The sequence below is a fragment of the Ciceribacter sp. L1K23 genome, from assembly GCF_018122705.1.
Lineage (GTDB): Bacteria > Pseudomonadota > Alphaproteobacteria > Rhizobiales > Rhizobiaceae > Allorhizobium.
In genome coordinates this window covers 959,531-981,180 of record NZ_JAGRRC010000001.1, presented here as the reverse complement: position 1 = coordinate 981,180, position 21,650 = coordinate 959,531, and the positions used below count along the sequence as shown (strand labels likewise).

At 61.7% G+C, this 21,650-nt stretch carries 20 protein-coding genes; 11 read left to right on the top strand and 9 right to left on the bottom strand.

Annotated elements, in window-relative coordinates; genetic code table 11:
• Nucleotide 1: 1 nt before the first annotated feature.
• The 4 genes from J5J10_RS04515 to J5J10_RS04500 form a co-directional block, all read right to left on the bottom strand.
• Nucleotides 2-358 carry a tRNA-binding protein gene (locus J5J10_RS04515; RefSeq protein ID WP_211929004.1) on the bottom strand — a complete coding sequence of 119 codons (357 nt, stop codon included), beginning with the start codon at nt 356-358 and terminating at the stop codon, nt 2-4.
• Nucleotides 355-1,173 carry a pyrroline-5-carboxylate reductase gene (gene proC, locus J5J10_RS04510; protein ID WP_211929003.1) on the bottom strand — a complete coding sequence of 273 codons (819 nt, stop codon included), beginning with the start codon at nt 1,171-1,173 and terminating at the stop codon, nt 355-357. Before proC ends, J5J10_RS04515 begins: the two co-directional genes overlap by 4 nt.
• Nucleotides 1,174-1,175: 2 nt before the next feature.
• On the bottom strand, nt 1,176-1,676 hold the full coding sequence (locus tag J5J10_RS04505; RefSeq protein WP_208551611.1) for a YbjN domain-containing protein: 501 nt from the start codon (nt 1,674-1,676) through the stop codon (nt 1,176-1,178).
• 451 nt (nt 1,677-2,127) lie between these two features.
• The gene (locus J5J10_RS04500; RefSeq protein ID WP_208551612.1) at nt 2,128-2,385 is read right to left on the bottom strand and encodes an accessory factor UbiK family protein; all 258 of its coding nucleotides are present in this window, start codon (nt 2,383-2,385) and stop codon (nt 2,128-2,130) included.
• Between the two features lie 194 nt (nt 2,386-2,579).
• Here J5J10_RS04500 and lgt point away from each other — a divergent pair, with 194 nt between their 5' ends.
• The 7 genes from lgt to J5J10_RS04465 all read left to right on the top strand — a co-directional run bounded on the left by lgt (nt 2,580) and on the right by J5J10_RS04465 (nt 10,893).
• The gene (lgt, locus tag J5J10_RS04495; protein ID WP_211931133.1) at nt 2,580-3,434 is read left to right on the top strand and encodes a prolipoprotein diacylglyceryl transferase; all 855 of its coding nucleotides are present in this window, start codon (nt 2,580-2,582) and stop codon (nt 3,432-3,434) included.
• A complete protein-coding gene (locus J5J10_RS04490) occupies nt 3,431-4,531 on the top strand; it encodes a class I SAM-dependent methyltransferase (RefSeq protein WP_211929002.1) in 1,101 nt (366 codons plus the stop codon). The genes lgt and J5J10_RS04490 overlap by 4 nt, the downstream gene beginning before the upstream one ends.
• A 113-nt stretch (nt 4,532-4,644) precedes the next feature.
• Nucleotides 4,645-5,433 carry a peptidoglycan editing factor PgeF gene (gene pgeF, locus J5J10_RS04485; RefSeq protein ID WP_211929001.1) on the top strand — a complete coding sequence of 263 codons (789 nt, stop codon included), beginning with the start codon at nt 4,645-4,647 and terminating at the stop codon, nt 5,431-5,433.
• A 1-nt stretch (nt 5,434) separates the two neighbouring features.
• Nucleotides 5,435-6,586, top strand: coding sequence for a Xaa-Pro peptidase family protein (locus J5J10_RS04480; protein ID WP_211929000.1), 1,152 nt, complete (start codon nt 5,435-5,437; stop codon nt 6,584-6,586).
• Nucleotides 6,587-6,674: 88 nt separating this feature from the next.
• Nucleotides 6,675-7,442 carry a hypothetical protein gene (locus J5J10_RS04475; RefSeq protein ID WP_211928999.1) on the top strand — a complete coding sequence of 256 codons (768 nt, stop codon included), beginning with the start codon at nt 6,675-6,677 and terminating at the stop codon, nt 7,440-7,442.
• A gap of 115 nt (nt 7,443-7,557) precedes the next feature.
• A complete protein-coding gene (locus J5J10_RS04470) occupies nt 7,558-8,490 on the top strand; it encodes a ribose-phosphate pyrophosphokinase (protein WP_208551617.1) in 933 nt (310 codons plus the stop codon).
• 123 nt (nt 8,491-8,613) lie between these two features.
• Entirely contained in the window at nt 8,614-10,893 is a 2,280-nt protein-coding gene (locus J5J10_RS04465) for a methyl-accepting chemotaxis protein (RefSeq protein WP_211928998.1), read from the top strand.
• Nucleotides 10,894-10,969: 76 nt separating this feature from the next.
• Here the strand turns inward: J5J10_RS04465 and J5J10_RS04460 are convergent, their stop codons facing one another.
• The 4 genes from J5J10_RS04460 to J5J10_RS04445 form a co-directional block, all read right to left on the bottom strand.
• Nucleotides 10,970-11,341: a DUF779 domain-containing protein gene (locus tag J5J10_RS04460; RefSeq protein ID WP_211928997.1), complete on the bottom strand. Its 372-nt coding sequence runs from the start codon at nt 11,339-11,341 to the stop codon at nt 10,970-10,972.
• A gap of 102 nt (nt 11,342-11,443) precedes the next feature.
• A complete protein-coding gene (gene adh / locus J5J10_RS04455; RefSeq protein WP_211928996.1) occupies nt 11,444-12,958 on the bottom strand; it encodes an aldehyde dehydrogenase in 1,515 nt (504 codons plus the stop codon).
• A gap of 132 nt (nt 12,959-13,090) precedes the next feature.
• Complete coding sequence (locus J5J10_RS04450) at nt 13,091-14,050, bottom strand: helix-turn-helix domain-containing protein (protein WP_211928995.1); 960 nt, start codon at nt 14,048-14,050, stop codon at nt 13,091-13,093.
• 130 nt (nt 14,051-14,180) lie between these two features.
• Nucleotides 14,181-16,271, bottom strand: a complete 2,091-nt coding sequence (locus J5J10_RS04445) for a bifunctional diguanylate cyclase/phosphodiesterase (RefSeq protein WP_211928994.1) — start codon at nt 16,269-16,271, stop codon at nt 14,181-14,183.
• 286 nt (nt 16,272-16,557) lie between these two features.
• Here J5J10_RS04445 and J5J10_RS04440 point away from each other — a divergent pair, with 286 nt between their 5' ends.
• The 4 genes from J5J10_RS04440 to pth all read left to right on the top strand — a co-directional run bounded on the left by J5J10_RS04440 (nt 16,558) and on the right by pth (nt 21,333).
• Nucleotides 16,558-17,157, top strand: coding sequence for a 50S ribosomal protein L25/general stress protein Ctc (locus J5J10_RS04440; protein WP_208551624.1), 600 nt, complete (start codon nt 16,558-16,560; stop codon nt 17,155-17,157).
• A gap of 231 nt (nt 17,158-17,388) precedes the next feature.
• The gene (locus tag J5J10_RS04435; protein WP_211928993.1) at nt 17,389-19,764 is read left to right on the top strand and encodes an EAL domain-containing protein; all 2,376 of its coding nucleotides are present in this window, start codon (nt 17,389-17,391) and stop codon (nt 19,762-19,764) included.
• 39 nt (nt 19,765-19,803) lie between these two features.
• Nucleotides 19,804-20,541 carry a transporter substrate-binding domain-containing protein gene (locus tag J5J10_RS04430; RefSeq protein WP_211928992.1) on the top strand — a complete coding sequence of 246 codons (738 nt, stop codon included), beginning with the start codon at nt 19,804-19,806 and terminating at the stop codon, nt 20,539-20,541.
• Nucleotides 20,542-20,610: 69 nt separating this feature from the next.
• The gene (gene pth, locus J5J10_RS04425) at nt 20,611-21,333 is read left to right on the top strand and encodes an aminoacyl-tRNA hydrolase (protein WP_211928991.1); all 723 of its coding nucleotides are present in this window, start codon (nt 20,611-20,613) and stop codon (nt 21,331-21,333) included.
• A 3-nt stretch (nt 21,334-21,336) separates the two neighbouring features.
• Here the strand turns inward: pth and clpS are convergent, their stop codons facing one another.
• Nucleotides 21,337-21,648 carry an ATP-dependent Clp protease adapter ClpS gene (gene clpS, locus J5J10_RS04420; RefSeq protein WP_208551629.1) on the bottom strand — a complete coding sequence of 104 codons (312 nt, stop codon included), beginning with the start codon at nt 21,646-21,648 and terminating at the stop codon, nt 21,337-21,339.
• Nucleotides 21,649-21,650: the final 2 nt, after the last annotated feature.

The window sequence follows — 21,650 nt, the reverse complement described above, 5'->3', positions numbered from 1 at the left end:
GTCAAATCAGCTTTCGGCCATTGGGCACGGGACGCTCGGTTGCCGCGAGCACGATTGCGCCGCTCTCGTCCTCAAAGCCGAGCGTGAGCACCTCCGATCGGAACGGGCCGATCTGCCGCGGCGGAAAATTGACGACCGCCAAGACCTGCCGTCCGAGCAGCATTTCCGGGGTATAGTGCACGGTGATCTGCGCAGAGGATTTCTTGACGCCGATCTCGGCGCCAAAGTCGATCTTGAGCTTGAAGGCTGGCTTGCGCGCCTCCGGAAAAGGCAGCACCTCGACGATCGTCCCGGTCCGGATATCGACCTTCTCGAAATCGGCGAAGGTGATGGTGTCGCCAGACGCGTCCGAACTCACTTCGCCAGCTCCTCGGCTCGCTTGCGCGCAGCCTCGATCGCACGGTCGAACAGAGGTTGCATCCCATCGTCCGCCATAAGAACAGACAGTGCCGCAGCCGTGGTGCCACCGGGCGACGTCACGTTCTGGCGCAGCCTCGAAGCGTCGTCGGGGGACTGGTGAAGCAATTCACCAGCCCCCGCGACTGTCTCCCGCGCGAGACGCATGGCAAGGTCCGCCTGCAGGCCGGCCTTGCGACCGGCCTCTGCCATGCACTCTACGAGATAGAAGACGTAGGCCGGGCCGCTGCCCGACAACGCGGTCACACCGTCGATATCGGCCTCTGAAGAGAGCCACTCCACCGGACCGGATACCTTCAGGAGCCGGTGCACGTGATCACGCTGACTATCGCTCACCTTCGCGTTGGCATAGGCGCCGGTGATCCCGCGCCCGATCATGGCCGGCGTGTTCGGCATGGCGCGAACCATGCCCGCGCCCCCCAGGTGCCGCTCGAGGGTTGCGATCGTGGTGCCCGCAGCAACGGAGACGACGACGGTGTCCGGACCGACGCATTTGCGAAGTCCCGGCAGAACCGTCTCCATCATCTGCGGCTTTATCGCGAGAAACAGGATAGCTGGCTGCAGACCCCCGGGCACCTCGGTCGTCCAGCTCGATCCTGCATCGGCGATAAGCGACTGCATCTTCTCCGATGGGCCGGGATCGATGACGGTCACGCTGCCGCCGGCAATCCCGCTCTTCAGCCAGCCCGCGAGCATTGCCCCGCCCATATTGCCGGCACCGACGAGAAGGACGTGTTCCGATTTTGAAGACGGCATGCTCAGGCTTCTCCGACCGTCTCGAAGAGGACGGCATCGATCGCGGCCTGCGCTTCGAGTCCCGACCAGACGACGAATTGGAAAGCCTGGTAATAGGCCTCACAGGCATCAATGGCACTGGATAGCAGAACCTCGACCTGACGGTTCGTCGGCTCCGCTCCGCCGGCGAGCAGCAGAGACTGGCGGAAGATCACCACGTCTTCCTGCCGCCAGAGATCGAAATGTCCCATCAACACCTGGCCGTTGACCAGCGAAAGCAGTCGGATGACCTCGTTGACGCGCGTCTCGGGAATGCGAATGTCGAAGGCACATGCAAGGTGCAGGGCCTCGAACTCCTCCATCCACGAAAAAGAAACGTGGTAATCCGCCCAACGCCCCGCGACCGTCATCGCGATCTCGTCTTCCCCGGAGCGTTCGAAGGTCCAGTCGTTGTTCGAGGCCACGAATTCGATCATGTCGACCGGATTGGATTGGCGCTCAAATTCCATCTCGATAAGGCTCATACGGGCACCTTCTTCAGGGAAGCAAAAGAGCTCCGCGGCAAGCTTGCCGACGCTGCTCCACACTCCCAAACCAGACCAGGAATGATTACCTATGGACGTCAGGGTTAAAGCACGCACCCTGCCTGAAACTTGCGACGTCCGTTTCGAATCATCATTTAAAATCAGTGTATCGACGGACTCGTCCAAAGCCAGTCCTCCAAACCGGCCCATCGCTCCGAGAGCTGTGGAAACACCTTCCGATGGCACGCGACCAAGTCGCTCTAAGCGACTCTTCGGATTGGTTTTTTCGTGCTCGTGCGGGATGTGGAAAACGAGGTGTGAAGAGGTCGATTAAAGCTGTGGGCGACTCAAAATGGCACACAAACGAAGAGGGGCGCGAACCTGTCGCGCCCCTCTCTGATTCAATCTCGCCACAATACAGGCTGGTGGCCAATATCTGGCCAGCACGACCTCAGGACTTCGCGGCCAGCTTCGCTTCCAGTTCGGCGATTCGTGCGGCCAGCGCTTCGTTCTCGTCGCGCGCCTTGATCGCCATCTCGCGGACGGCCTCGAATTCCTCGCGCTTGACCACGTCCATGCTGTTGAGCCACCGCTCGGCCTGGGCGTTGAATGCCGTTTCCATCTCCTTGCGCACGCCCTGGGCCGCTCCGGCGGCATCGGTCATGAGCTTGGCGAATTCATCCAAGATGCGGTTCGGTCCGGTGGTCATCCCTAGGCTCCCTTCTCGCGTCGATCCCTCATCGCCGCGACCGTTTCGCGGTTGTCTGTCAGGTAGGGCTTCGACACGGCCGTTGCAAGCACAAAGGCGGGTGAGGCCTTGCCTTAGATTGGACGCGGCAAGATTCCATCTTGACCCGCAACAGCCACGACGCCATTTTCGCCCGAGTAAACGAAAGTACCGCCTTGCAGACAGCCGCCGCCTTCCTTGCCGCCCTGCCCTTTCCGGCAATTGATCCGGTTGCCTTTTCCATTGGTCCGCTTGCTGTACACTGGTACGGCCTAGCCTATGTCGTCGGCATTCTCCTCGGTTGGTGGATCGCGCGGCGTCTGATTGCCCGCCCCGATCTGTGGCCGAATGCCTCACCCCCGCTTACCGCGCAGCAACTCGATGATTTCATCCTGTGGGCTGCGGTCGGCATCGTCCTTGGCGGCCGGCTCGGCTACGTCCTGTTCTACGATCTGACGCCCGTCGCCGCGAACCCGGTGCGGCTGATCGAGGTCTGGAATGGCGGAATGTCGTTCCACGGAGGCTTCATCGGCGCGACGCTCGCGATGATCGTCTTCGCCCGAAAACACGGAATCGCTCTCTGGAGCCTTTTCGATCTTGTGGCGAGTGTCGTCGCGGCCGGTTTGTTCTTTGGCCGCATCGCCAATTTCATCAACAGCGAACTCTGGGGTCGGGTGACCGATGTGCCGTGGGCCTTCGTCTTCCCGACCGGCGGCCCAATGCCTCGACATCCAAGCCAGCTCTACGAAGCGGCGCTTGAAGGTATCGTTATCCTCGTCGTCCTTCAGTTGATGGCACGGTCGGGCACATTCCGCCGCCCCGGACTGGTCACCGGCGTGTTCGCCATCCTTTACCCTTGCGCCCGGATCTTCGTCGAGTTCTTCCGCGAGCCGGATGTACAGCTTGGCTATCTCTTTGGCGGCTGGCTGACCATGGGCATGCTCCTGTCGCTGCCTATGCTCGCCGCCGGCATCTGGGCCCTGCAACGCGCCCTTCGCCAGCAACCCCAACTCTCGGGAGGGCGGCCGTGACGACAGCCCTTGCGGAGAAAATCAAGGCTCTGATCCAGACGAGCGGACCGATCAGCGTGACCGACTACTTTGCGCTGTGCCTCGCCGACCCGCAGCATGGCTACTATCAGACGCGAAATCCCTTTGGCTCCCTCGGCGATTTCGTCACAGCCCCGGAAGTCAGCCAATTGTTCGGCGAGATGATCGGGGTTTTCGTCGTTCATGCCTGGCAGAACCATGGCAAACCGTTGCCCGTCTGCCTCGTCGAGGTTGGCCCCGGCCGGGGGACGATGATGTCGGACATGCTGCGGGTGATAGCGCGTGTAGCACCCGATCTCTTCGAAGGCGCCTCCGTTCACCTGGTGGAGACCAGCGACCGGCTTCAGGATGTCCAGAAGAAGACGCTGGAGAGTTACGGGGACAAGGTCCGCTGGCACAAGGGGTTCGACGAACTCCCGGAGGGTTTCACCCTTCTGGTCGCCAACGAACTCTTCGACGCGATCCCGATCCGCCAGTTTGTGAAGACACCCACCGGGTTCCGGGAACGCATGGTCGGGCTGGATGCGAACGACAATCTCGCCTTCACCGTCGGGGTTGCCACGCTCGACCCCGATTTTCTGAAGGATTTCGAAACGCTTCCCGCCGACGGCGCGATCTTCGAGATCTCGCCGGCCCGGCTGTCCGTCATGCAGGTTATCTGCGAGCGGATTGCGGCGTTCGGCGGAACCTCCCTCGTCATCGATTACGGCCACCTCACCACCGGGTTTGGCGACACGCTGCAGGCCGTTCTCGCACACGAATACGACCCGCCACTCGCCCATCCCGGCATGGCGGATCTCACCAGTCATGTTGATTTCGAGCAACTGGCGCGAGCCGCAACGGCGCTCGGCATGCAGATCAACGGCCTCCTGCCACAGGGCGATTTCCTGAAGGGCCTTGGCCTGCTGGAACGAGCAGCTGCGCTGGCCAAGGAGAAACCGGAGGACACGCAGCACGAGATCGCGCTTGCGGTCGACCGTCTGTCCGGATCGGGCCAGGGCAAGATGGGCGAACTCTTCAAGGTTCTCGCCTTTTCAAGCCCGCCCGTCAAACTGATGCCCTTCAGAAGCGGCAATTGACAGATACCGCCATCCTGCGCACCATCCCGCCGTGTCTGCCGGGGTGGTGCCGCGTCTCCCGGAGTCCGATCCGGAAATCAAGCCCCTCGGGCCACCTCGAACGGAGCGACATTTTGAACGACACACTTCCTCAGCCGATTCAAAGCCCGCTGCTCGCCTCCGATGCGAACGGCATACGTCATGGCTTTTTCACACGCGAGGGCGGCGTTTCCGAGGGCCTCTACGCCGGATTGAACGTAGGGCTTGGATCAAGCGATGATCCTGAGCGGATAAAGGAAAACCGCGCTCGCGTCGCCCGGTGGTTTGCGCTCTCCCCCGACAGGCTGGCGACGGTTCATCAGATCCATTCGCCAGATGTGTACGTTGTGGACCGCGACCTGGACGGTGAGCGACCGAAGGTGGACGCCCTCGTCACCGCCAATCCCGGCATCGTGCTCGGCGTGCTCGCGGCCGACTGCGGGCCAATCCTGTTCATCGATCCCGAAAATCGCGTTATCGGCGCGGCACACGCTGGCTGGAAGGGAGCGCTCGAAGGGGTCCTGGAGAACACCATCGACGCCATGATAGGCCTCGGCGCCGAGCGGCGCGCGATCCGCGCCTGCCTTGGTCCATCGATCACCGTAGACAATTACGAGGTCGGGCCTGAATTCGTCGATCGCTTCGTGACAAGAGACAGAGATTACGAACGGTTCTTCCGTCCGTCCTCGAAGCCGGGCCACGCCATGTTCGACCTTCCCGGCCTGATACTTGCACGCCTGTCCGCAGCTGGCGTCACCGCTGAATCGCTCGGGTTATGCACATATGCCGATCCCGCGCGCTTCTTTTCCTACCGGCGCACGACACATGCCGGAGAACCTGATTACGGACGCCAGATCTCCGCGATCGCAATACTGGAGGACTGAGATGGCACTTCACTTTGAAAGGCGGGAATACGCTGACCGCATGGCAAGGCTGACGGAGACGATGCGCGAGCAGAAACTCGACGTCATGCTCCTCTTCGCCCAGGAAAGCATGTACTGGCTGACGGGATACGACACATTCGGCTACTGCTTCTTCCAGACACTGGTGGTGAAGGCCGACGGCACCATGGCGCTTCTCACGCGCTCGCCGGACCTGCGGCAGGCCCGCCATACTTCGATCATCGACGAAATCGTCGTGTGGATGGACCGCGCCAACGCCGACCCGACGGTCGACCTGAAAAACATGCTGAGCGACATGGATCTGCTTGGCTGCCGGATCGGCGTCGAATACGACACCCACGGCATGACCGGCCGCGTCGCCCGGCTGATCGACAATCAGTTGATGAGCTTCGGTGAACTGATCGATGCCTCCTACCTCGTCAGCGGACTGCGCCTCTTGAAAAGCCCTGCCGAGGTGGCACACGTTCGGCGGGCCGCAGAACTGGCGGATGACGCCTTCGACGCGGCGCTTCATCTCATCCGCGAGGGCGCCGACGAGGCTGATATCCTCGCGGCCATGCAAGGCGCCGTCTTCGCCGGCGGCGGCGACTATCCGGCCAACGAGTTCATCATAGGATCCGCCGAGGACGCCCTTCTCTGCCGCTACAAAGCGGGTCGCAGGAAACTGGAGGCGAAGGACCAGTTGACGCTCGAATGGGCGGGTGCAAGCGCGCACTATCACGCGGTGATGATGCGAACCGTGGCCGTTGGCGATCCCTCGACCCGTCACCGCGAACTCTTCGCCGCCTGCCAGGAAGGCATCGTCGAGATCGAGAAGATCCTGACCCCGGGCAACACCTTTGGCGACGTGTTCGATGTGCACGCCCGCGTGATGGACGCGCGCGGCCTGACGCGGCATCGGTTGAACGCCTGCGGCTACTCGCTCGGGGCGCGCTTCTCGCCGTCCTGGATGGAGCACCAGATGTTCCACGCCGGCAACCCTCAGCCGATCCTTCCCGATATGACGCTGTTCGTCCACATGATCGTGATGGATTCGGAGCGCGGCGTCGCCATGACGCTGGGCCACACCTACCTGACGACGGAGGCGGCGCCGCAGGCCCTTTCGCGCCACCCGCTCGAGCTCGTGACGCGCTGAACTATGATCCACCGACAGGGGGCGTTGACACGCCCCCGCCGGCGCACCCATAACTTGAGGGGCGGAATTCACGACGGGGACGCAAGGAATGAGGCTCAACGGCTATCTGTCCGTTCTTCTCCTCGCGGGCGCGCTCAGCGGCTGCAACACGGCGGAGGGACTGACGCCGCCGGCGGATGTCGGCGACCCTGGCGGCTACGCGCCCCAGAGCAGCGCAACGACCATGACGTCCGCCGATGCTGCGACGTACCAGGCGGCCAATGCCGAACAAGGCTATGTCTCGCCGCCTCAGAACACTCTGGAAGCACAAGCGCAGGCGCTTCAGGCAGGGGCGGCCCAATCGCCCGCACAGTCCCAGCCCCTCGGCGCCGCACAGCCGTCGGTCGCCGCATCCCAGCCTCTGTTGCCTGCCACGTCGCAACCAATGCCGCCGCAACCTGCGGCACAGCAGGCACCATCCGGGCAGGTCGCCGCCCTGCCCGCCACCTCCGCCAATACGATCCGCTTCCTGCCGATCATCGGCGCCCCGGTTCAGGCCGTCACCCCCCTGTCGCGGCAGCTGGGGGCGGAAGCGCGCGCGAAGGGCCTGACGATCAAGGGGGCCAGCGATCCCGCCAGCCGGCACATCCTGAAAGGGTATTTCTCCGCCTTTTCCGACGGTGGCAAGGTCAACGTCGTCTATGTCTGGGATATCCTCGACGGCAACGGAACGCGGCTGCATCGCCTGCAGGGACAGGAGAGCGTTCCCGGCAGCGGCGCCGAACCATGGGCCGCGGTGCCGGCCTCGCTGATGCAGCAGATCGGCTCTCGGACCATCAACGACTATGTCGCGTGGAAGGCCGCCCAGCCCGGCTGAACGGGCTTTGGTCACATTCTTTTCATGAAAAAGTTCGACGACCCCGCCTAACCTCTTGCAATCGGGGGGCTAGGCGGTAAAAGCGCCCCAACAGCACGACAACAGGCGGACCAACATGAAGGTTTTCGCAGGTAATTCCAATCGGCAGCTCGCCGAAGCAATCTGCAATTATCTCAACGTACCACTCGGAAAAGCCAGCGTCAGGCGGTTCGCCGACCAGGAAATCTTCGTTGAAATTCAGGAAAATGTGCGTGGCGAGGACGTTTTCGTCGTCCAGTCCACCGCCTTCCCGGCCAACGATCACCTGATGGAGCTCCTGATCATGATCGATGCCATGCGCCGCTCCTCGGCGCGGCGCATCACGGCGGTCCTTCCGTACTTCGGGTATGCCCGCCAGGACCGCAAGCCGGGTCCGCGCACACCGATCTCCGCCAAGCTTGTCGCCAACCTGATTACCGAGGCCGGTGCACATCGTGTCCTGACGCTCGACCTGCACGCCGGCCAGATCCAGGGTTTCTTCGATATCCCGACGGACAACCTCTACGCCGTTCCGCTCCTTGCTCGCGACGTGAAGGAACGCTACGACACCCGCAATGTCATGGTCGTCTCGCCTGACGTCGGCGGCGTGGTTCGCGCCCGCTCGCTGGCCAAGCGCCTCGACTGTCTTCTGGCCATCGTCGACAAGCGTCGCGATCGTCCGGGCGAGTCCGAGGTGATGAACGTTATCGGCGATGTCACCGGCAAGGATTGCATACTTATCGACGACATCGTCGATTCTGGCGGCACGCTTTGCAACGCGGCGGAAGCGCTTCTCAAGCACGGCGCCACCAGCGTAACGGCCTATATCACCCACGGTGTGCTGTCTGGTGGGGCCGTTTCGCGCGTCACCTCTTCCAAGCTGCGCGAACTCGTCATTACCGATTCGATCCAGCCGACGACAGCGGTCCAGTCGGCCCACAACATCCGCGTCCTGACGACTGCGAACCTGCTGGGCGAGGCGATCAACCGCACGAGTGCCGAAGAGTCCGTATCGAGCCTGTTCGACTGAGAAAATGGCGCGCGCGCCGGCATCGGTTCCGGCGCGACTAAACCTTTAGCCTTACAGCCTTAACACTCCCGAAATCAATTTTCCCGAAACTCCCCGGCATATTGCGCCTGGAGGAGTTTATTGATGTTCAAAGGCAATTCGGCACCGAGCCAGATCAAAGGCATATTATCGGTCAAGGCAAAATTCGCGGCGCTCGTGATCGGCGCCACTCTCGTCTCCTGCTCGGCCGTCGGCATCCTAAGCTACCAGATCGGCAAGAATGGATTGATCGAAGCGAGCAAACTTCGTCTCGACACGATCTCTGCAAACCAGTCGAAATCGCTCCTCGCCTACAATCAGCGCATCGAGCAGACGCTGTCGGAACTGTCGCAGAACACCGCGATCGGTGAGACCACCGACTCGGCCGGCAACCTCATCAAGATCGAGGAAGCCAGCGTCCGCGAAGCCTTCCAGGACCCGGCAAAGAGCGTGGAGGATCGCGCCGCCTTCGACGGATCGGGCTTGAAGCTGCTCTACGGCGTTCGCCACAGCGCGATCCACGGCACGCTCTCCAGCGCCCGCAAGAACGCCAATGTGAGCGACATCTACGTTCTCGATGTCAACGGACAGATCGTCTACACCGTGACCAAGGGCGATGAGTTCATTACGAACGTTGCCGATCCGCAGAACGCTTCCCTGAAGGTCCTTTACGATCAGGTCGAGGCAGGTGCACTCGATCAGCTTCACAGTTCGGGTTTCGTCGACTTCAAGGCGCAGGATGGCGATGTCTCCGCCTTCGTTGCCAAGCCGCTCGCCGTCTCAGTCTGGGGCGACGTCGTGAAGCGCGGCACTGTCGTGGTGCGCGTCTCCGCCAACAAGCTCGCGTCCATCCTCGCACCCGAAGGACTGGGCCAGACCATCAGCGACGCCTTCCTTCTCGCCGCTGACGGCTCGGTTCGCGGCGGCACGGTGTCGAGCGGCAGCGTCATCGCCCCCGAACTCGTGGAAGCGGCAAAGACGCAGCAGAAGGGATCGGTCTTCGCGACAGCCGGCGATCACTCCAACTTCTATTCCTACCTGCCGATCACCCTGTTCGGTCAGCCCCACCTGCTGGTGATCGGCCAGGACGAAGCCCAGGTACTGGCCTCCGCCAACGATCTCGCCCGCTGGGCATTCCTGGCGACGCTGGCCGTCCTCGCTGCCATGGGCGCGGTCGGCTTGCTCGTGTCCGCCAGCCTCACCCGTCCGCTCACGGAACTTGCCGCCCTGATGAACCGCCTCAACGAGGGTGACAAGTCGATTGAGATCAAGGCCGTTTCGCGCGGCGACGAGATCGGCGTGATGGCGCGCGCGCTGGAATCCTTCCGTCAGAGCGCTCTCGACAAGGAGCGTATGGAAGAGGAATCGGAACGCCGCACATACGAAATCGACGAGGAGCGCCAGCAGCGCGAGGCCGAGAAGGCCCGCAGCGCTGCCGAACTGGAAGAAGCGGTATCCGCTCTTGCCACCGGCCTCAAGAATTTGGCGGCAGGCCGCCTCAACCTGCGCATCGACACGCCTTTCGTGCCGTCGCTGGATCACCTGCGCGTCGACTTCAACCAGTCTGTCGATCAGCTTGAGACAACGATCCGCTCAATCACCGCGAGCGCCGACACGATCCGTGGCGGTTCCGGTGACCTGAAATCGGCTTCGGAAAATCTTGCTCACCGCACGGAACGCCAGGCAGCCTCGCTCGAGGAAGCGGCCGCTGCCCTTGGCGAGATGACCGGCTCGGTCAACGACACCCTGAAGCGCTGCCAGACCGCGGTCCGCGTCGCCGCCGATGCGCTTGACGGCGCCAAGACCTCGTCAACGGTCGTCAGCGAGGCGATCGTCGCGATGGAGCGCATCGAAAGCTCGTCCTCGAAAATCCGCCAGATCATCGACGTCATCGACCAGATCGCCTTCCAGACCAACCTGCTGGCTTTGAACGCCGGCGTCGAGGCCGCCCGTGCCGGAGAGGCAGGCAAGGGCTTCGCCGTCGTCGCTCAGGAAGTCCGCGAGCTGGCCCAGAAGTCGTCGGGTGCCGCCCGCGACATCTCGCAGCTCATCAATACCTCGACCGCAGACGTTGAGGGCGGCGTGGCGCTCGTTCTGAAGACCGGCGAGAGCCTCAGCCAGATCGAGACCAACATCGTCGCGATCAACGACCACATCGGCGCGATCGCCGACGCCTCGCGCGACCAGTCGACACGTCTGTCGGAGATCAACTCCTCCGTCAACGACCTCGACCAGGTCACCCAGCAGAACGCCGCGATGGTCGAGGAAACGACGGCTGCCGCCTTTGCGCTCGCAAGCGAGGCCGACGGTCTCACCCAGCAGGTCAGCCACTTCGCGATCCAGCGCGCTCCGACAAGCACAGGTAGGCAGCGTCAGGCGGCCTGATCCACATCAGACCAGAAACCTAAAAGCCCGACAGGTAAGACTGCCGGGCTTTTTTATGCGTCGGATCAGGCACATCTCATCGATCCGGCAACGGGCAAGCTTCCCCTCCCCCGAATAGTCTCGACCGAGTGAGAAAGCGCCTCTCCCGGCCGTTGTCGAGCGAGAACATGCCTCCCCGTCCCGGTACCACGTCGATGATCAGTTGCGTGTGCTGCCAGACCTCGAACTGTGACCGGTTGATGTAGAAGGGAACGTCACCGATGTCGCCGAGCTTGATGTCGGTCTCGCCCACCCGGTAGTCCGCCAAAGGATAACACATCGGCGACGACCCATCGCAGCAACCTCCCGACTGATGAAAGAGAATATCCGGATGGTCTCGTCGGATTTCGGCGATGAATTCCAGCGCAGCGTCGGTTGCGATCACGCGCGCGATCGAACTGCTCGTCATTCCTGCCCTCCCTCGAAAAGGTGTCCGGCGGCGATCGGGGCCGCCGCCGGACGTCCGGGTGTTAGCTTGGCGGCTACCCGGACATTTCGTGAAGACGTTGGCTCAGAAGAAACCGAGCGCCTTGGGGCTGTAGGAGACCAGCATGTTCTTGGTCTGCTGGTAGTGGTCGAGCATCATCTTGTGCGTTTCGCGGCCGATACCCGACTGCTTGTAGCCGCCGAACGCCGCATGGGCGGGATAGGCGTGGTAGCAATTGGTCCAGACACGTCCGGCATGGATGTTACGACCGAACTGGTAACAGGTGTTCGCATCACGGCTCCACACGCCGGCGCCGAGGCCGTAGAGCGTGTCGTTGGCGATCGCGAGCGCCTCTTCCTCGTCTCGGAACGTCGTGACGGAGACAACAGGGCCGAAAATCTCCTCCTGGAAGATCCGCATCTTGTTGTGACCCTTGAAGACGGTCGGCTTGACGTAATAGCCGCCCGCCAGATCGCCGGAGAGTTCGTTGCGGTAGCCGCCGGTCAGCACTTCCGCGCCTTCCTGCTTGCCGATGTCGATATAGGAGAGAATCTTCTCCAACTGCTCGTTGGACGCCTGGGCGCCGATCATGGTGGACATGTCGAGCGGATTGCCTTGGCGCACCGCCTCGACCCGCTTCACCGCCTTTGCCATGAAACGGTCGTAGATCTTCTCGTGCACCAACGCGCGGCTCGGGCATGTGCAGACCTCACCTTGATTGAGCGCGAACATCGCAAAGCCCTCGAGCGCCTTGTCGAGATAGTCATCGTCCTCGCGCATAACATCTTCGAAGAAAATGTTCGGCGACTTGCCGCCAAGTTCGAGCGTCACCGGGATCAGGTTCTGCGAGGCATATTGCATGATCAGCCGGCCGGTCGAGGTCTCGCCTGTGAAGGCGATCTTGGCGATCCGCGGGCTGCAGGCGAGAGGTTTGCCGGCCTCGAGACCAAAGCCGTTGACGATGTTAAGAACGCCCGGTGGCAGGAGATCGGCAATCAGTTCGGCCAGCACGAGGATTGAGGCCGGCGTCTGTTCTGCCGGCTTCAGGACGACGCAGTTGCCTGCGGCAAGTGCCGGCGCCACTTTCCAGGCCGCCATCAGGATCGGAAAGTTCCATGGAATGATCTGCCCGACAACGCCGAGCGGCTCGTGGAAGTGATAGGCGATCGTATCGTGGTCCACTTCGCCGATCGTGCCTTCCTGTGCCCGCACGCAGGCGGCGAAGTAACGGAAATGGTCGATCGCAAGCGGAATATCGGCTGCCATGGTTTCGCGCCACGGCTTGCCGTTGTCCCACGTCTCGGCCCGCGCCAGAAGCTCGAGATTGGCCTCCATCCGGTCGGCGATCTTCAAGAGGATGTTCGAGCGCTCGGTGGTCGAGGTGCGGCCCCACTTGTCCTTCGCCGCGTGGGCGGCATCCAGCGCCAGATTGATGTCGGCCTCGTCCGAACGTGCAACCTCGCAAAGCTTGCCGCCAGTGACCGGCGTCGTATTGTCGAAGTAGCGACCATTGATCGGGTCGCGCCATTCACCGCCAATGAAATTGCCGTAACGGAGCTTGAACGGCGTGTTCGCAACCGGTTGAACCTGGATATTCATCTGTCATCCTCCCTGTGAAAGGCCCTCCTCGGGCCGATGGGACGATGATTGTCGGAGCGACGCCGAGAGGATAGACCGCCCGGGGGCTATTGCAGCGCACACTGTTTCAGTTCTGCGACATATGTCGCAGCGCTACTGCAAGGAAAGCCGTTTCAGCTTCCGGTGCATCGTCGCGCGGCTGATACCAAGCGTCTGGGCTGCCAGAGAGACATTGCCGTTGCTGCGGGAAAGCGCCCGCCGCAGCGCTGCCCGTTCCGCCTCCTCGAGATCGGCGCAAACCTCACGTCGGTCTTCATTGAGCGCATCGGCTGCCGGCATGCCGCTCCGTATCTGTGCATCGTCGAGCCGAAGCGCCACCCGCGCCGCCTTGGTCGCGCCGAGGATCATGTCGTCCTGGTCGACGGCGAGCAGTGCCACCGATGAGATCGGACCCGATGGAACCATGACGATGCGGGCGCCGGGAAAGGCACTGCGAAACAGCGTCGTCTCCAGCTTGCCTGCGACGTCGCGCACGGCGTGCGAAAGCATCGCGAGCGTCATGTCGGTCACGTCGTCGCGGCAGGTGGAGATGTCGATTGCGCCGGCGACCTGGCCCAGATGATCGCGGATCGGCGCCGTGACGCAACTCAGCGAGATGTTTGAAGACAGGAAATGCTGATCGCGGTGGATCATAACGCTGCGTTCGTCGGCAAGCGCCGTCCCGATACCGTTCGTGCCGACGCTCGCCTCGCTCCAGAGGTTGCGTTGCCACAGACCGAGTTTCTTGAATTCGACGTCATTGCCGGCCGCCCCTCGCCGATCGACGATCACGCCGTGCCGGTCGGACAACACGATGCAGCAACCGGAGCGGCCGACCGTCTGGTAAAGGCGGTCGAACTCGTCAGCACAGGCATGAATGAGCGGCTCCATGCTTTCGCGTGACGAAGTATATGCATCTGCGTCCACCTGCACCGGATCCCGAGGCGCGTCCGGCATTAGGCGATGAACATCGAGGCACCGGATCCACGACGCCGCGATCGGCGAACTGATCGCCGCGGATGGCCGCGAGGCGGTCGCATAGACAAGATCGGAATGTCGCACGGACTGGCGCATCGGCTCCTCCCAAAGCTTGGGCCCATCATGCTCTTCACCGATCCATGTTTCAATGGCGTGTGGCAACCTCAAGTCCGCATGATACTTGGGCGGCCGGTCTGTCGCAAAACTGCGACAGTCGGGACGACAATCAGGCAGCGGCCGGCTTCTTTGCGTCTTCGCGATCGGTGACCTGCTGATCCATCGGCAGTTCGATCTCCGGGCCGTTCACCTCGATCTCGATGTCGGCGCGCGGCGATGGTCGTCCATAATAGAACCCCTGCACCTGCTGACATCCCTCATCGAGCAAAAAAGTCATGTGTTCCGCGTTCTCCACCCCTTCGGCGAGAACGGGAATATCAAGGCTGGCGGCGAGAATGAGCGTCGACCTGACGATGGCCGCCGAATGACGATTGGTGGCAACGCCGTCGATGAAGCTGCGATCGATCTTGATCTTGTCGAACGGAAAGAGCTGCAATGTCGAGAGCGAGGAATACCCCGTGCCGTAGTCGTCCATCGCAATTCTCACTCCCGCGTCCTTCAACTGACGGATCGTCTGCAGAGCGCGTTGCTGATCCTGGATGATCCCGGACTCCGTGATTTCGAGTTCCAGGCGCAGGGGATCCAGACCGGTCGTCTGCAGAATCTCCTGGACGCGCTGCGGAAACTTCGCGTCCGCAAGCTGCGCCGGTGCCACGTTCACCGCGACCGACAAGGGATTGCCCCATGCCGCCGCCTCGCGGCAGGCCTCCTCGAGAACCCAGTCGCCGATCTGGTTGATGAGCCCGGTTTTCTCGGCGATCGGAATGAAATCCGCTGGCGAGATGCGACCGCGCTGCGGGTGGTTCCAACGCAGCAGGACCTCGAAGCCGATCACCTTGCCGCTCGCCGTCTCGTTCTGCCTTTGATAATAGAGCTCGAACTGTCGCTGCTGCAGCGCCGTTCGCAGATCCATGGCCAGCGCGTTGCGCTCGCGCGCGGCACTGTCCATCGAGATATCGTAGAAGCAGATGTTGTTGGAACCAGTCGACTTCGCGCGATACATGGCAACGTCCGACTGAGCGAGCAGATCGTCAATGGTCGTCGCCGAATCCGGATAGATCGATATGCCGACGCTCGATCCGACGAGGAATATCTGCTCCTTCCACTCGATGGGGCGGCTGATCTGGTCGATCAGCCGCTTGGAAAAATGCATCGCGTCGGACCGGGTGAAGTAGCGCGTCTTGATGGCCACGAACTCGTCACCGCCCACCCGGGCAAGGAACTCGTCATCATTGAGAACGCCGGACATGCGCTCGGAAATTGCCCGAAGGACGTGGTCGCCGGCCGCATGACCGTGCACGTCGTTAATCTCCTTGAAACGATCGAGATCGAAAGACAGGATTGCGATCTTGGGCGACCGGCCTGCCGGCATCTCCAGCGCCTCCCCCAGATGCTCCATCAGCGACACCCTGTTCGGGAGACCGGTCAGGGCGTCATGCATTGAGAGATGACGATACCGCTCGGCGCTCGCCCGGGTCGACTGCATGTCGATGAAATAGGAAGCTGCCCCAAGGGCGAGGATCATCATCATGATTGCGACCACGACCACGATAAGGACGCCCTCCGGAACGACATTCGCCGGAACGACCGCGTCTGCCATCGGCACGATCGTCAGGCCTGCCATGCCGATGAAATGCGTCGATGCGATCGCCAGGATCATGGCGGCGGCGCCGCCGTATTTGCAGAAACGCGTCACCGGCCGGCCGATGCGGTTGGTCGCCACAGCGCCGAGAAACGCACCGGCAATCAGGGACGCGAGGACGAAGTTGGCATCCCATTGCTTGAGACCCTGCACTTCATAGGCGTCCATGCCTGTATAATGCATCGCGGCGATGCCGAGCCCCATGATGACGCCACCGGCCTCGATCAGCGCACCGCGCTGCTGGACCGTGCTGATAAGGAAACCGGCCGACGTCACGGCGATTGCGATGGCAAGCGACGAAAGGGTTCCGACGGGTTCGTAACCTACAACGACGCCGGCCTTGTAGCCCATCATAGCGACGAAATGCGTGGTCCAGATCGTCGCGCCTCCAATGATCCCGCCGAGTGCCAGCCAACTGAACCGTGTCGCCTTTCGGGTATGTCGTGCCCGCGCGAACAGACGCATGGTCAGAAGCGATCCGGTCAGGCAAACCAGGACTGCGGCGACGGTGAACACAGGGTTATGGTCGACAACAATGCAGGAAAGGACAGTCAGCATGAAATGAACTCGGCAAATTCGGACGCACCCTTCCTAACAAAAAGCAATTTCCAAACGATTGGGATATGTAGTTACCGATCCTTGAATATACGGAGGTCGGTGCACCGACCGAAACACCCCGCAGCGCCTTGCATTTTCATGCTTCGTGGTCTATAGCGCCCCGGTCCGCGCAGACACCCTTGGAGGCAACGCGGATGAGGTCTGCCGGAAACGGCACCTCCAGCTTCGAAAAATTGCCTTTTGCAGGCACTTTCAAGCTCTCCAAATAACCTCGAAAGGAAATGCCATGAGCCACTCTTCATACGAGCTCAAGGCCGAGGCGCGCGAACGGGTCGGTAAGGGGTCCTCCCGTGAACTTCGCCGCAAAGGTCTCATTCCTGCTGTCATCTATGGTGACAAGCAGCCCCCCGTCTCCATTGTGCTGAACACGAATGAGCTGACAAAGCGCATTCATGCCGGCGGTTTCAAGACCACCGTCGCAACGATCGAAGTCGACGGCAAGAAGGTTTCGGTCCTGCCCAAGGACTACCAGCTTGATCCGGTTCGTGACTTCCTCCTGCACGTGGACTTCCTGCGCGTTTCAGCCGACAGCAAGGTCGTCGTTGCCGTTCCGGTTCACTTCATCAACGAAGAAAAGTCCGGCATCAAGATCGGCGGCGTTCTGAACATCGTTCGTCACGATGTCGAACTGCACTGCCCGGCCAACGACATCCCGGAATTCATCACGGTCGACCTCGCTGGTCACAAGATCGGCGACAGCCTCCACATCTCGCATGTGAAGCTGCCGAAGGGCGTGACCCCGGTCATCACCGACCGCGACTTCACGATCGCAACGATCGTGGCGCCGGCCGGTGGCGTTTCGGAAGAAACCGAAACCGAAGCCTGATAGGCCGCTCGAAATACGAGATCGACCCGCAAACAGGAAATCCCGCCTCCACCGAGGCGGGGTTTTTTATAGTGCGAAATCTTGCACTCCGGCATCACCCCTTTGTTAATCCTGTCGCTTCAGCCGCGTTTAAGCTTTCTCTGACACCCTCGCCTCTTGATCAAAATCATAAGGGGAAAAGGGTTTGAATTCCGCATGGGGACATCCGGAGCAGCGGGAGGCCGCCGCACCATGACACATTCAGTCGAGAACCGGTTCCTCGCGATCGTCGCGACGGCGGTTTTCGTGCTCGTCGTTCCCCTATTCGTCCTTTTCCTGACGCTGTCCACCGAACGGGCCGGACGCGAGCTCGAGGATCACGTCGACGTACTCCTGGCGGCCAATGCCCAGGCGCTTGGAAAGCCGATGTGGGACTTCGACGAGGAAAGCGTCCGGCGCATCGCCACGACCGTTATCTCCGGCGGAGCCATCAGCAAGGTTCAGATCAGGGATACAGCCGGAGCCCTCAGCGTCGCGCTGCCCGCCATGCCCGAATGGCCCAAGGGTGGGCTGCGGTCCAAATCGCAGCCGATCGTGTACGAAACGGTCGAAGGCCCCAAGGTCGTCGGCTCGATCACGGTCTATTTCAGCCGCCGGAGTTTCCTGTCGAGCCTGCGCGAAGCCGAGGCGGCCATCGTCGCGATCTTCCTGATCACCGTTCTTGCCGTCATCGGTGCCGCCGTCGTCGGCAACCGAATGATGATCGTGAAGCCGCTTCTGAAGCTGACGGCCGCCATCGAGGCGACCCGTCGCCTTGGCTCGCGTCACCACGTCGACTGGCATTCGAACGATGAAATGGGCCGCCTGGCGCAGAGCTTCAATGCCATGCAGATCAAGCTCGAGCAGGAAGAGCGTGAGTTGAAGCTCGCGCATCGGCGCTCGAACGAAATCTACAACATGACGCCGGCCATGCTGTTCTCGATCGACGACGACGATCGCATCACCGGCGTTTCCGACCACTGGCTGCTTGCCACCGGCTATAGCCGCGAGGATGTACTTGGAACGCGGTTCTCGGACCGCATTGCCGCCGATGCCCGTGAAAAATACCTCAGCCGCAAGCGGGAACGCCAGATCGGCGAGTGCATCTGGGAGTGCACCACCAAATTCATCTGCGCCGATGGGCGCGTGATGGATGTCCTGATCATCGAAAGCTCGAAGAGCGTCGAAGATGAGGCCGAGGCCCTTTCCCTCAGCGTCATGACGGACATCACCGCTCTCAAGCAGTCCGAGGCAAGAAACCACCGTCAGGCGATCACCGATCACCTGACAGGGCTCATGAACCGCCAGGGCTTCGAAAGCGCGCTGGACGAGAAGATCGCCGAGGCGGACGCGGCGCACACGCAACTCGCCTGCCTGTTCATCGACCTCGACCGCTTCAAGTGGATCAACGACAATCTGGGACATCAGGCCGGCGACTCGGTGCTAAAAATGTTCGTCGCCATGCTTGAACCGCTTCTACCGCAGGGATCCGTTGCGGCGAGACTCGGTGGCGACGAGTTCGCGATCTTGCTGCTCTCCGGCGACGCAGAGCGCACCGCGCTGGACGTTAGCCGGCGCATCTGCGCAATCTTCGACGCACCCTTCCTATTGCAGGGCACGGCCGCGCGCCTCAGCGCCAGCATCGGCATCGCGCTCTATCCCGCCCATGCCGGCAATGCGGCCGAACTGCTGCAGAAGTCTGACCTTGCGATGTACAGCAAGAAGCGGGGCGGCAAGAATGGTGCGCGCGTCTACGACCCGCAGCTTCAGGACAGCACCCGCCAGCGCGCCGAGATCGAGAGCTTCATCGAGGCAGGCCTCGAAAACGACTGGTTCGAGGCCTTCCTCCAGCCGATCGTCGATCTGACGGACGGAACCGTCATGGGCTACGAGTCGCTGATGCGGCTAAACCATCCGCAAAAGGGCCTTCTCCCGCCCGGCGACATCATCAATGTCGCCGAGGAAACCGGTTCGATCGTCGACATTGGCAATCGCATCCTCGAAAAAGCGCTCGACAACCTCGTGATGCTGACCGAAGCCACCGGTGACGACCGCACCTATCTTGCCGTCAACTATTCGCCCCTGCAGTTCGAGCCCGGCCTGCCGATGCGGCTGGCCGCCCTGACGGCGCGACGCAACATTCGGCCCGAGCGCATCGTCATCGAAATCACGGAAGCCATGCTGTTGCGCGACAATCCGCTCGTGCACACGATCCTCGAGGAGTTCAAGCAGTTCGGCTGCCGCATCGCGCTTGACGACTTCGGCACAGGCTATTCGTCGCTGAGTTACCTCAACCGTTTCCCGGTCGATATCATCAAGATCGACCAGAGCTTCATTCGCTCGCTCACAGACGGACAGCCTGAGAAACGCAAGAAGAGCCACCTCCTCGCGGAAGGCATTACTGACATCGCCCACCGCATGGGCTGCTCGGTCGTCGCCGAAGGCATCGAGTCCGGCGCCCAATGGGAAATCGTCCGCGACTTCGGTTGCGACTACGGCCAGGGCTATCTCTTCGCGCGTCCGCAGCGGGTCGAGGATCTGATCGAACAACACCAGTGGCAACAGGAGAAGTCGACCTACGTTGCCTAATGCGGCGGCCGCCCCGCCCGAGAACCAGGAGAAGACAACATGAGAATGCTTTCTGTGCTGCTTCTGCTTGCCGCCGCTCCCGCTGCGGAGGCACAAACCGTCAAGTTCACCACGGAGGAATATCCGCCCTACAACTATCGCGAAGGGGATGGCTATGGGGGCGCCGGCTACGAACAGGTCGTCGAGATGATGAAGACGGTTGGTGTCGACTATACCGTGGAACTTATGCCCTGGGCCCGGGCCCTCGCGCTCGCCGAATCCGAGCATGATCACTGTGTCTTCACAACGGCCCACATTCCCGAACGCGACGCGCGCTTCAAATGGGTGGAACCACTGGCGATCGATCGCAACTTCATGATCTCGAAATCCGGGACAAACGTTGAGGCGAAGAACGTCGAGGAAGCGCGCCAGTACATTGTCGGCACACAACGCAACGATTACACGCAGGATCTTCTCCAACGCAACGGTTTCCCGAAGATCGACCTTGCGGCCGATCTCGATCTGACGCTGAAAAAACTGCTGGCTGGTCGCATCGACATGATGCCGATCTCCGAGAAGTACTACACCAAGCTCAAGGCGGAAGGTAATCCGGTGGAGGCGGAATTCGTGTTCTCCAAGCAGACCTTCTCGATCGCCTGCAACATCGATTTCCCCGCCGACCTGCAGAAGAAAATGCAGGACGCGCTATCAGAGCTGATCGCCAATGGCACGCAGGCTCGCATCCTGGAAGCCCACGGTCTCGGCGGCCTGGGGGAGACGACGGCGGAGTTGCAGTAAGAAACGGGTTGACAAGTCCCGCGTTTGACGATGGTGGATCACCAGAGACAAGCACGGGACTGACGTCACATGTTCATCATCGCCGGCCTCGGCAATCCGGGCGCAAAATACGAAAACAACCGCCATAATATCGGCTTCATGGCCGTCGATGCCATCCATCGCCGCCATCCGTTCGGCCTGTGGTCGAAGAAGTTCAAGGCGGAGATTTCCGAGGGGGAACTCGGCGGTGAAAAGGTGCTGCTGATCAAGCCCCAGACCTTCATGAACCTATCAGGCGAATCCGTCGGCGAAGCGATGCGCTTCTACAAGCTGACGCCGGCGCAGATCATCGTGATCCACGATGAACTCGACCTGCCAGCAGGCCGGGCCCGGATGAAGACCGGCGGCGGCCATGGCGGCCATAACGGCCTCAAATCCATGGATGCCCACTGCGGCAAGGACTATCGCCGTCTCCGGCTCGGGATCGGCCACCCCGGCGACAAGGACCGTGTCCATGGTCACGTTCTCGGCGATTTCGCCAAAGTCGACCGCGATTGGCTCGATCCGCTGCTCGACGCCATCGCCGACAATGCCGACATGATGATGCTGGCCGATGAATCGAAGTTCATGAACAAACTGGCGCTGGCGACCGGCGGCAAGGCCGAAGAGGAAAAGGCAAAGCCGGCGAAACCACCCAAGCCTGCCGGCCAGTCGCATATCCGCCAGGCGCGGGGCGGCGCGGCACCGAAAATGCCGGCGAGCGGACCGATGGCCGACATGCTCAAGCGGATGTTCGGCGAGAAAAAGGATTGAGTCCTACTCTTCGGGCTCGGTCGTGAACATCAGCGGGAAGCCCGCCTCCTTGGCGAGGTCGGTCGCTTCCTTGGCTTTGGTCTCGGCGATATCCCGGGCACAGACCACGACGACCGCCGATCCGAACCGGTGCGCCGTCATCATCACCCTGTGACCGGTCTCCTCGCTCATCCGGAACACCGCCTTCAGCACGATGGTGACGAACTCGCGTGGTGTGTAGTCGTCGTTGAGCAGGATGACCTTGTAGAGCTTGGGACGCTCCAGCTTCGGCTTCGACACCGTCTTCGGCGCCAGCACCGTGTCCTTGTCTGCCATGG

Coding starts and splice junctions, on each gene's coding strand:
- proC (WP_211929003.1), bottom strand. CDS start 1,173: ATGCCGTCTTCAAAATCGGAACACGTCCTTCTCGTCGGTGCCGGCAAT.
- J5J10_RS04505 (WP_208551611.1), bottom strand. CDS start 1,676: ATGAGCCTTATCGAGATGGAATTTGAGCGCCAATCCAATCCGGTCGAC.
- J5J10_RS04500 (WP_208551612.1), bottom strand. CDS start 2,385: ATGACCACCGGACCGAACCGCATCTTGGATGAATTCGCCAAGCTCATG.
- J5J10_RS04480 (WP_211929000.1), top strand. CDS start 5,435: ATGGCACTTCACTTTGAAAGGCGGGAATACGCTGACCGCATGGCAAGG.
- J5J10_RS04475 (WP_211928999.1), top strand. CDS start 6,675: ATGAGGCTCAACGGCTATCTGTCCGTTCTTCTCCTCGCGGGCGCGCTC.
- J5J10_RS04470 (WP_208551617.1), top strand. CDS start 7,558: ATGAAGGTTTTCGCAGGTAATTCCAATCGGCAGCTCGCCGAAGCAATC.
- J5J10_RS04465 (WP_211928998.1), top strand. CDS start 8,614: ATGTTCAAAGGCAATTCGGCACCGAGCCAGATCAAAGGCATATTATCG.
- J5J10_RS04460 (WP_211928997.1), bottom strand. CDS start 11,341: ATGACGAGCAGTTCGATCGCGCGCGTGATCGCAACCGACGCTGCGCTG.
- adh (WP_211928996.1), bottom strand. CDS start 12,958: ATGAATATCCAGGTTCAACCGGTTGCGAACACGCCGTTCAAGCTCCGT.
- J5J10_RS04450 (WP_211928995.1), bottom strand. CDS start 14,050: ATGCGCCAGTCCGTGCGACATTCCGATCTTGTCTATGCGACCGCCTCG.
- J5J10_RS04445 (WP_211928994.1), bottom strand. CDS start 16,271: ATGCTGACTGTCCTTTCCTGCATTGTTGTCGACCATAACCCTGTGTTC.
- J5J10_RS04440 (WP_208551624.1), top strand. CDS start 16,558: ATGAGCCACTCTTCATACGAGCTCAAGGCCGAGGCGCGCGAACGGGTC.
- J5J10_RS04435 (WP_211928993.1), top strand. CDS start 17,389: ATGACACATTCAGTCGAGAACCGGTTCCTCGCGATCGTCGCGACGGCG.
- J5J10_RS04430 (WP_211928992.1), top strand. CDS start 19,804: ATGAGAATGCTTTCTGTGCTGCTTCTGCTTGCCGCCGCTCCCGCTGCG.
- pth (WP_211928991.1), top strand. CDS start 20,611: ATGTTCATCATCGCCGGCCTCGGCAATCCGGGCGCAAAATACGAAAAC.
- clpS (WP_208551629.1), bottom strand. CDS start 21,648: ATGGCAGACAAGGACACGGTGCTGGCGCCGAAGACGGTGTCGAAGCCG.